Source organism: uncultured Microscilla sp. (genome assembly GCF_947493425.1).
GTDB lineage: Bacteria > Bacteroidota > Bacteroidia > Cytophagales > Microscillaceae > Microscilla.
Window position 1 is genome coordinate 1 of the sequence record NZ_CANLRP010000238.1, and the last position, 10344, is coordinate 10344.

The following is a 10344-nucleotide window of genomic DNA, read 5'->3' on the forward strand; positions in this document are numbered from 1 at the left end:
AATTACGAACCGACCAAAGGGAGCTCTGCGTAAGCTAATTACGAATTGGCGCAAGCGTAGTTAATTACGAACCGACCAAAGGGAGCTCTGCGTAAGCTAATTACGAATGAGCGCAAGCGATTCTAAAAGCTCATCGTAGTTCAAGAAAAAGCTAAAGGCTAAAAGCCAATCGTAGCTCAAGAAAAGGCTAAAGGCTAAAAGCCCCCTACAAACAGCCAAACAAAAGCTAAAGGCTAAAGCTACTCGAAGAACAAAAAAGCTAAAGGCTAAAAGCCAATCGTAGCTCAAGAAAAGGCTAAAGGCTAAAAGCCCCCTACAAACAGCCAAACAAAAGCTAAAGGCTAAAGCTACTCGAAGAACAAAAAAGCTAAAGGCTAAAAGCCAATCAAAGTTCAAGAAAAGGCTAAAAGCTAATGGCTCAATACAAACAGTTAAACAAAAGCTAACGGCTCAACACAAACAATGACATTAGACGAATTAAGACAACTGTATCAACAAGCAGCTGACAGCAGTAGTGTTTGCGATAAGTTATATAAAATGTTGGACAATCAACAGACTGAAGACTACCCTGTGCTATTGGGCTACAAAGGCGCAGTACAAGCTATTAGGGCGAAGCACAGTTTTCTGCCACATATAAAACTCAGCCGATTTATGGATGGGGCAGCCATCATAGACCGTGCGATTGTAAAAGATAGTGAGAGCATTGAACTTCGTTTTTTACGATTTACAATACAGGTAAACAGCCCGGCTTTGTTAAATTATAAAAGGAACATATCGGAAGATAAGCAACTACTGACCAAAGGATTGCCTCTTATAGAAGATGACCCTGGCTTGGTCAAAGCAGTGGCTACTGCTTTGCAAGAGTCACAAGCTGCTACCGAAGAAGATAGGGCACTTGCCGAAAAGTATTTATAATAATGATAACCAAGGAATTGTATGCAAGAAGAACAAGTCATTTTAGTAGATGAGCAAGACAACGAGCTAGGTACTATGAACAAACTGGAAGCTCACCAAAAAGGATTGTTGCATCGGGCATTTTCTGTGTTTGTGTTCAACGACCAAAACGAACTAATGCTTCAGCAACGTGCCCAACATAAATACCATTCGGGGGGACTCTGGACTAATACCTGTTGTAGCCACCCACGACCCAACGAGGTGCTCGATACGGGGATACATCGCCGATTGATGGAGGAAATGGGCTTTGATTGTGATATTCATTATGCGTTTAAGTTTTTGTACAAAGCCGAACTTGACCGTGGGCTGACTGAGCACGAACTTGACCATGTATTTATAGGGCACTATGACGGTACCCCTAAATTAAACCCAGAAGAGGCCTGTGACTGGAAATATATGAGTATAGAAGCCATTGAACAAGAAATGCAGGAAGTGCCCGAAAGATATACCGAGTGGTTTAAGATTATCCTGAAACAACACCGAAACAAGTTTTTAACCATCAAAGCATAGGTGTATGGCGAGAGCAGTTGTGATAGGTGCAGGCATAGCCGGCATAGCCACCAGTGTACGCCTGGCTACTGCCGGGTACCAGGTAGAGGTATACGAAACCAACGATTATCCTGGAGGCAAACTTACCCAGTTTGAACAAGACGGCTTTAGGTTCGACGCAGGACCATCTTTGTTTACCATGCCTTTTTTGGTAGACGAATTGTTCGAAGAGGCAGGCAAAAATCCCACACATTACTTTAATTATGAGCAACTCCCCGTAGTTTGTAACTATTTTTATGAAGATGGCACCCGTCTTTCGGCGTATGCCCAACCCAACGCTTTTGCCCAAGAGGTAGAACAAAAGCTGGGCGTGCCTGCCAAAGTATTGGAAAAACATTTGCACAACAGTGCCGAAATATTTGAGCATACGCACCAGTTGTTTATGGAACAGTCGCTGCACCAGGCAAAAAACTTCCTGAACCTCGACGTGGTCAAGAGCATCGCCAATATGCATAAAATGCATATTTTTAGCACGATGCACGAGGTAAATCAGCGCAAACTCAAAAACCCCCACTTGGTACAACTGTTTGACCGTTATGCTACTTACAATGGCTCAAGTCCTTACAAAGCACCTGGTATACTCCATATTATACCCCACCTAGAGCATAACATGGGAGCTTATTTGCCGCAAGGCGGTATGCATAGCATTACCCAAAGCGTGTACAAGCTTGCCATAGAGCTAGGGGTACAGTTTAGGCTGGGCGCCAAAGTAGACAAAATCATAGTAGACAATAAGGTAGCTAAAGGCATTAGCGTAAGCGGCAAAGAAGTGTATGCCGATGTAGTAGTGAGCAACATGGATGTGGTGCCTACCTATAGGCATTTGCTCAAAAACGAACCTGCTCCCGAAAAAGCACTGAAACAGGAAAGGTCTAGCTCAGCCTTGATTTTTTACTGGGGAATGGGGGCTACTTTTCCCGAATTAGATGTACACAATATTCTGTTTGCCCAAGACTACAAGGTAGAGTTTGAACATTTATTTGACCTCAAAAAAATATACCCTGACCCTACAGTATATATCAACATTACATCGAAACGCGAAAAAAACGATGCACCTGCCAACGCCGAAAATTGGTTTGTGATGGTAAATGTGCCAGGCAATCAAGGACAAGATTGGGATCAATGGATTGCCGAAACCCGACAAAATGTGTTGGACAAAACCAGTCGGATATTGGGCAAAGACATTAGGGCGCTCATACAAACCGAGGCTATTTTAGACCCGCGCAGCATCGAGCAAAAAACATCTTCGTTTCAGGGGTCGTTGTATGGTTCAAGTTCTAACAATCGTTATGCGGCGTTTTTGCGGCACCCCAACTTTTCGCGTAAAATCAAGCATTTATATTTTTGTGGGGGCAGCGTACATCCGGGCGGAGGCATTCCGCTATGTTTGCTGTCTGCCAAAATAGTTTCAAACATTATCAAAGAAAAGCATGGAGCGTTGGTCACTACACAATAAAAAACAAAAGCAAGCCGCTTTTTTACTGGTAATAGTGCACCTGGCAGGGGCTATAGGGTTTCATTCGCCTTTTGCAGCATATTTTATTGCCCTTACCCCACTCAACCTGTTGTTGTCGGCTTTTGTACTGCTGAGCGCCCACCGCGACTATCAACCAAGTTTTTGGTGGTTTTGTGCGGTGTGCTTTGCTACTGGGCTCATTGTAGAACTCGTGGGGGTGCAAACCGGACTACTGTTTGGCAATTATAGTTATGGCGCTACTCTGGGTTTTAAGATTTGGGGCACCCCTGTTATCATTGGTGTCAACTGGCTTATTTTGGTGTATAGTTCAGGGGTAGTTACTCATCAGCTTAAGCTACCCATAGTCGTCAAAAGTGCATTGGCAGCCGCTATAATGGTAGGGCTTGATTATTTAATAGAACCCGTGGCCATGCGCTATGATTTTTGGGGCTGGCAAAACGACATTATTCCTTTGCAAAACTACGTGATGTGGTACATTGTTGCCTTTGCTTTGCTGATGCTTTTCCACCGATTAAAGTTTGATAAAAACAATCCACTGGCAGCGGTGTTATTGGCAGTACAATTTGCGTTCTTTGGGGCGTTGAATATTTTTTAAGCTTCAAGGCATAAGCTACAAGCCACAAGTCATAAAACCTGTACAAGCTTCTTGTCGCTTGCTACTAAAAGCTTGTACCTTAAAACATAAAACCATCAAAACATGATCATTAATATACTCATTGTAATTGCTACTTTTTTAGTGATGGAATTTGTTGCCTGGTTTGCGCACAAATACCTCATGCACGGGTTGTTGTGGGTATTACACAAAGACCACCACCAGAAAGAACCCGGCTTTTTTGAAAAAAATGATTCCTTCTTTCTCATCTTTGCCATTCCGAGTTGGCTCTGCATTATGTTTGGTATGATGAACGGCAACGACTTTCGGGTGTGGATTGGAGCCGGCATTGCTGTATACGGGCTGGCTTATTTTATTGTGCATGATATTTTTATCCATCAAAGGTTCAAACTTTTGCGCAAAGCCAACCACCCTTACTTTAAAGCCGTAAGGCGTGCCCACCGTGCCCACCACCGCCACCTCGATAAGGAAGAAGGCGAGTGTTTTGGTATGTTGTTGTTTCCGCTCAAATATTTGAAAGAGGCTAGACGAGAGAAGGCTTAATTAACTTAAGTTGCGAGGTATAAGCGACAAGCTTCAAGTGCCAGTTATATTCGCATCCTACTATACATTTTTCGGTTGTGGAGACACAACTCGAGGCGGACGCGCTGCTGGCAGTGTCTTCACTGCCAGCTTGAGCCAAAATGTATAGTAGGATGTTATATTCATAATATAAATAGCCGGAATTTAAGCTTTTACAGTTTATATACTGCAACTTGGGTTAATTAGGAGAAACTATCGACTAAAACGCACCCACAACCTAAAGCTAAAAAGGAACTAAAAAACAGCGAAAACTACTGACTTCCATCTACCAATTGTATAAACAGTTAAAAATCAACACACTATATGCTTGGTTAGTTGCTTGTAAAGCAGCCGCAAGCTAAAGGCTAATGGCTAAAAGCTTGAGGCTGTAGATGCTACCGACTACCAACTACTGACTATTATTATGCATTACTTATACTTGCTTATAAACCTGCTCTCTATTCTGGTGCCTTTTATCAAGAGCTTTGACCCCAGGGTAGATTTTTATAAAAAATGGAAGTACCTCTTTCCGGCAATAGCCATTGTAGGCACTTTTTTTATAGTATGGGACATTATCTTTACCCATTGGGGGGTGTGGGGCTTCAACGACCGCTACCTGTCGGGTATTCATATAGTTAACCTGCCTTTGGGCGAATGGCTATTTTTTGTGGTCATTCCTTATTGCTGTATTTTTGTGTACGAAGTGCTCAAGTATTATATACCTCAGGATATTTTGGGCAAGCACGCGCGCAGCATTACCATTGTCCTTATTGTAGGGCTGAGTCTGGTGGGTGTGTTTACGGCTTGGCGCTGGTACACCTCCCTTACCTTCTTGTTTACAGTCGCTTTTTTGCTTTATCATTTATTGGTGCTCAAGGTCGATTATTTGGGGCGCTTTTACCTGGCGATGATAGTGTGGCTCATTCCCTTTTTTATTGTCAATGGCATTCTTACTGGTTCGTTCATCGATGAGCAAGTGGTTTGGTATAACAACGCCGAAAACCTCTCTCTAAGAATGTTTACCATTCCGGTAGAAGACACTTTTTATGGCATGTTGCTCATTTTGATGAATACCACTATTTATGAACATTTAAAACAACGTGATGAAGGGTTTTAAGAGAATAAATTTAGTTTATACTGTACTTTAGTGTATGTTGCCCTACACTATTTTTGTCTTGGGTATGAATAAATCAATAAATATAAACTGGCGAGTACTATTAGTGGTAGGCTGGGTAATTATGATGGCGGGGTGTGCCCCAAAAACGTACACCTCGCTCGAAGAAGCAATGAAACATCCCGAAAAGGTAGAAAGCCTTACCCTGGCGTGGGAGCGTTTGCGTACGTTTCCTAAGGAAATACTCCAGATGAAAAACTTGCAAAGGTTGAACCTCAAAAACAATCAATTGCACAGCCTTCCGGCAGAAATAGCCACCTTACAAAAACTCGAACGAATCGATTTATCTAATAATAAATTCAAAACATTGCCCATTGGGGTAGACAAACTGCCCAAGTTGGAAAGGCTACAGCTCATGCGCAATCCTATTCCTAAAGAACTGCGCGCTGCCATTCTGAAAAAACTGCCTAACACCGCCATGAATTTCTAACACGTTACTTAGCAAGGGTCTCTTGTGAAATTTGTATGTTGCTAATAATCAGTAGATTAATGGGAGATTCTATATTTTTAACGCAGCCAGTAGATTTTTAATAAAATAGCGTTTTATACCTGGCAGGTTTTCTAGTGCAGTCTGTAGACTTTTAATAAAACAGCTTTTTACACCTGCCAGGTTTTGAAAACCTGGCAGGTGTGGGTAGACCTCTCTTTATTATAGGTTTGCAAATATTAAATTTCAACTGCCTATACTACAAAACCTGCCAGGTATAGGTAAGAAAGCCCTACTTTACCTGCCACCAGGGGTGATGCAAACTAAAAGCATGGGCTGCTTGGTGTGTTCCCGAAACATTCACCAAATTTTTTTGTTTTTTAAACACATCAAAAAATAAAGTGTTTTTTACCCGAAAGGGTTGGTTACCTCGCAAGGCTTGTCGGCTAACTAACCGTACAATCAAGGCTTTTTTATCTTCTGAGAAACGGGTATGGGTAATTTTTAAACGGTTAGGTTGGTTATTTTGTGCCAAGTAAAAACGTTGATTGATGTAGCGTTGCAAAGCTTTGGTGCCCTCACTGTCTACAGTATGAAATGTGGGCTTAAGCAAGCGATAGGTTTGACTGATGTGGTCAGTCAAGTCGTCTAAAAACAGGCGGGTTTCTATAACTACCCGTTGATTGTTACCAATAGTCATTTCGCTGACCGACACTTTGAGCGGATGCGTGAGCGTGGTGTTTAACCAACTACTCAGAGCAATAATGAATAAGAGTTTCATAGGATATAAAAATAAACCCCGTCAATACAACTTGACGGGGCAGGGGTTTAAACAATGACTTATTCTACTACTGCCTTCAAGTGGTATACTTTATCGGCATATACTTTTACCAGGTAATTGCCAGCAGGCAAACGATGCTTTGCCAGCCTTACCCTTTTTTGCTTAAGCTGAGCCATTTTTAGTACCAGTTTTCCATTGGCACTATCAAACAATTCTATTCTGCGAATAGTTGTGGGCGCCTCTATCACAGTAGCTGCAGTCATAGGGTTGGGATAAACATGCGCAGCGGCTGTTTTTTGTTCTTGAGGGCGGGTTTGTCGGGCATTGTTTTGACTAATGGTAAAATTGACCCGGCTGGCAATTTCTTTGTAACCATTGTTTTCAAAAAATGCGGCAAAATACTCTCCTTCGTTCGATAACTTAAAATCAAGCACCCCATCTTTGCCACTTACATACTGCCACTGGGTAGAGTACTGGGTGCCCGGAGTATCTCCTTTTTTGTAAATACCTACCCAGTCTTTGGCATTACCAGGGCCATTGGCATAAGTAACCACTATGTTTTCGTCGGGAGCATACGCCGCCTTGTTCAGGCTGATAGAAGTCACCGGGTCGCTTGGTTTAGAGGCGCTTACCTCAAAATACACCCGGTTCGACACCTCAGTGTAGCTGTCATCGGTAAACATGACTATAAAATACCTGCCTGCCTGGATGGGCAATTGATTAGGCGCCCCTTCGTTTCCTTCGGTGCCGTCAATAGTGGTAGTACCCTGAGTAGCGCCATCAAAATACTTATAAGTAAACAACTCCTCTCTGCCCGGAACATCGCCATCGCGGTAAATGCCCAACCAGTCTTTTTCTATGCCTGGAGTATTGGCAAAAGTAATATTGATAGGCTCTTTGAGCGCATACTTGGTTTTGTCTAAACTAATAGAAGTGATTTGAGTGCCCACCTGAAACTTTACCCGGTTGCCTATCTCGGTGTAGTCATTATTGAGGTGGTATGTAGCATAATAATAACCTTTAGGCAAATTGGTAAATTTAAGCGTATTGGCATTGCCACTTACCCGCTGCCACTGAGTGTAGGCATCTTTGGCAGGGTCTACGCCTACCTTGTATATGCCTATCCAGTCTTGGCTGTTGGCTGGTGCCGAGGCATACGCAATGGCCACTTCTTCGCCTTGGGCATATTGGGTTTTTGCCGATGATAAAGCAGGGATGGCTCCTACCCAAAAATAGACCCGGCTGGCCATCTCTTTGTAACCATTGTTTTCAAAAAATGCCACAAAATACTCACCACTTTCGGCAAGGCTAAAATTTAATAGACCTGTCCCGTTGCTGTTTACATAAGACCATTTGGTAGAACCAACCAAGCCTGGTACCTGTCCTTTTTTATAAATACCTACCCAGTCTTTGGCGTTGCCAGGGCCATTGCCATAGCTTACCTCTAGGTTTTCGTTGATATTAAAGCTTGTTTTGTTCAGCGCCAACGTGGGCGCAGCATCTACACTGCCACTTACCTCAAACTGCACCGCGTCTGACCAAGCGCTCCAGCGCAAGCTTTTGTCACGGTGGCGTACCCTTACATAATATTTACCATTGCTCAATTGGTTCGAGCGAATGTTGAGGTTAAAAATACCTGCCCCCAAACCTATGTCCTGGGTTTCGTCGCGTAGCCCATCTTTGCGCCCATAATAATTTTCAAAATGACGAAACTCATCTATGCGAAGGCTGGAAAAACTACTACTTGCCGATACCTGAAACTGGGTAGAGTTGTACGCCTCACCCGATGCACTGGCATAAGCACTGCTTTTAAACTCATAAGGCAAACTTACCGCACCCGATGGGGTATTGGCAATGCTGGGCTTGTTAGGAGCCACCCCATTTCTTTGTAAGTGAAACTCGTCAAGCAATACGTTGTCTTTGGTTTTGTCAAGGCTCCCTATAGTATAAGACTGCACCTTCATTTTTCTGGTAACGTTGTCGATCTCTATGATCTGGTAAGCAAAGTTAGACCAGGAACCTTGGGTTTCGGCGTGGTCGGTTTCGTTGCCCGAATCGCCCCAATACTGTGGCCAGGCAGTTCCTCCAGATATAATGTGGTACCCAGGGTGGTCTTTGAACTGCCCCCTGGCGTAAAGGTGGTGGTGCCCGGCAATGTGCAACACAAATTTATCGGTTGTTTTAAGCGCAGGTAACACTTCTCTGGCGTACCAGGGCGAGTAGTCGTTGGAGTATTGTTCTGCCTGATAAGGACGGTGGGCAATGGTAAAAATCCAATCTACATTGGTGTCGTTTTTAGCCGCATTGATCACCGATTTTGCCCAATTGAGTTGGGTATTGCCCTTGAGTTCACTGTCGAGCACTACAAACAATACATTCGCCATTTGGTAGGCATAATAACGCTCGGTGCCTGAGTTGATGCCCTGGTAGCTAAAATTATCGTTGAGGATAAAATGCTCATAATAAGCATTGAGCCCCATCGATCCATACAACTCGTGGTTGCCTACTGCTGTAATAAGGGGTAAGTTAGGTGTAATGTAACTTTGCTTGGCAAAATGAATTTTTTCGTAATGATTGAGGGTACCTACATCTACCTGGTCGCCATCATTGATAATCAGGTTGATATGGTTGGCAATGGGAGTTCCATACAGTGCTTCAGCTTTCTTTTTGGCAGCTTGCACCAACTCGTTGAACTTATAATAGGGTCTGCCCTGATAGTTGATCAACTGGTGGTCGCCAAGGGCTATAAAACGCAACTTGCCATTGTTGTTGCCATAGGCAGGGGGAGTTTTAAAGTAATGCACCGCCGACCGATCGCTAGAGCCGCTTTTTACCTGATAATAATAGCCAGTATTGGGCAAAAGTCCGGTAAGTTTTACATTGTGCCAGTGGTAAGGGCTTCTATATGTAATGTCTTTAGGCTTTAGGTTTACCGTAGTACCCGCTACTGTAGTATTGAGCGTTGCTGCCGATGTACCATAGCTTACCGTAGGGTTGGTACCATTGTCGGTTTTCCAGCTTATCCATACCGAAGTAGGCTTAGCTGCTTGCAAATAGGGTTTTACCTGTTGGGCAACTGCCCCAGCACAAGCAAACAGTGCCAATAGCCATGCTACTGACAAGTGTTGTAATCTTGTTTTCATGAAGTACTTTGTTATAGTTTAGTGTATGTATTTGACGAGGACATTGAAAGGGGCGCAAGGTAGAGTTATAAGGTTAACCAGTGATTACTGATTAATTAAATAAAGGGCAAGTAAGTGGGTAAAATCAAACCATCAGGTTAAGTTATTGGGTGCTTTTCTGTTCTTTGTAGAGCTTTTAGCCTTTTTGTTCTTCGAGTAGCTGTTAGCTTTTCTGTTCTCTGTGGAGCCTTTAGCTTTTCTGTTCTTCGTGTAGCTTTAGCCTTTAGCCTTTTTGTTCTCTGTGGAGGTTTAGCCTTTAGCCTTTTTGTTCTTCGTATAGCTTTAGCCGTTAGCTTTTAGCCTTTCTGTTCTTCGTGGAGATGAGCCTTTAGCCTTTTTGTTCTTCGCGGGGGTTTAGCCATTAGCTGTTAGCCTTTCTGTTCTTCGAATAGTTTTAGCCGTTAGCTGTTAGCCTTTCTGTGCTTCGTAGAGCCGTTAGCCTTTCTGTGCTTCGAATAGTTTTTCTCTTTTTCGCAAATATGATAATCACCATCGAGCAAAGGCTAAAAGCCCCCTACAAACAGCCAAACAAAAGCCAAAGGCTAAACCCTATCGTAGCTCAAGAAAAAGCTAAAGGCTAAAAACCCAGCGTAGCTCAAGCAAAGGCTAAAAGCCCCCTACAAACA

9 protein-coding genes are annotated in these 10344 nt (G+C 43.2%); 7 read left to right on the plus strand and 2 right to left on the minus strand.

The genetic code is table 11. The annotated features are described in order from the left end of the window. Positions 1-462 precede the first annotated feature (462 nt). The 7 genes from Q0954_RS30930 to Q0954_RS30960 all read left to right on the plus strand — a co-directional run bounded on the left by Q0954_RS30930 (position 463) and on the right by Q0954_RS30960 (position 5758). Positions 463-915, plus strand: a complete 453-nt coding sequence (locus Q0954_RS30930; protein ID WP_299464805.1) for a hypothetical protein — start codon at positions 463-465, stop codon at positions 913-915. A gap of 21 nt (positions 916-936) precedes the next feature. Continuing rightward, on the plus strand, positions 937-1464 hold the full coding sequence (gene idi / locus Q0954_RS30935) for an isopentenyl-diphosphate Delta-isomerase (RefSeq protein WP_299464808.1): 528 nt from the start codon (positions 937-939) through the stop codon (positions 1462-1464). A 4-nt stretch (positions 1465-1468) separates the two neighbouring features. Then, a complete protein-coding gene (crtD, locus tag Q0954_RS30940; protein ID WP_299464811.1) occupies positions 1469-2959 on the plus strand; it encodes a 1-hydroxycarotenoid 3,4-desaturase CrtD in 1491 nt (496 codons plus the stop codon). After that, a complete protein-coding gene (locus tag Q0954_RS30945) occupies positions 2934-3575 on the plus strand; it encodes a carotenoid biosynthesis protein (RefSeq protein ID WP_299464814.1) in 642 nt (213 codons plus the stop codon). Before crtD ends, Q0954_RS30945 begins: the two co-directional genes overlap by 26 nt. A gap of 102 nt (positions 3576-3677) precedes the next feature. Beyond that, positions 3678-4136 (plus strand): sterol desaturase family protein, encoded by a 459-nt coding sequence (locus Q0954_RS30950; RefSeq protein WP_299464817.1) that lies wholly within the window; start codon positions 3678-3680, stop codon positions 4134-4136. A gap of 442 nt (positions 4137-4578) precedes the next feature. Further along, complete coding sequence (locus Q0954_RS30955; RefSeq protein WP_299464820.1) at positions 4579-5271, plus strand: lycopene cyclase domain-containing protein; 693 nt, start codon at positions 4579-4581, stop codon at positions 5269-5271. A gap of 64 nt (positions 5272-5335) precedes the next feature. Continuing rightward, entirely contained in the window at positions 5336-5758 is a 423-nt protein-coding gene (locus Q0954_RS30960; protein WP_299464824.1) for a leucine-rich repeat domain-containing protein, read from the plus strand. A 289-nt stretch (positions 5759-6047) separates the two neighbouring features. Here the strand turns inward: Q0954_RS30960 and Q0954_RS30965 are convergent, their stop codons facing one another. Together Q0954_RS30965 and Q0954_RS30970 are read right to left on the minus strand one after the other, a co-directional pair. Then, the gene (locus Q0954_RS30965; RefSeq protein ID WP_299464827.1) at positions 6048-6536 is read right to left on the minus strand and encodes a DUF6702 family protein; all 489 of its coding nucleotides are present in this window, start codon (positions 6534-6536) and stop codon (positions 6048-6050) included. A gap of 59 nt (positions 6537-6595) precedes the next feature. Continuing rightward, positions 6596-9679 carry a fibronectin type III domain-containing protein gene (locus Q0954_RS30970; RefSeq protein WP_299464830.1) on the minus strand — a complete coding sequence of 1028 codons (3084 nt, stop codon included), beginning with the start codon at positions 9677-9679 and terminating at the stop codon, positions 6596-6598. Between the last annotated feature and the right edge of the window lie 665 nt (positions 9680-10344).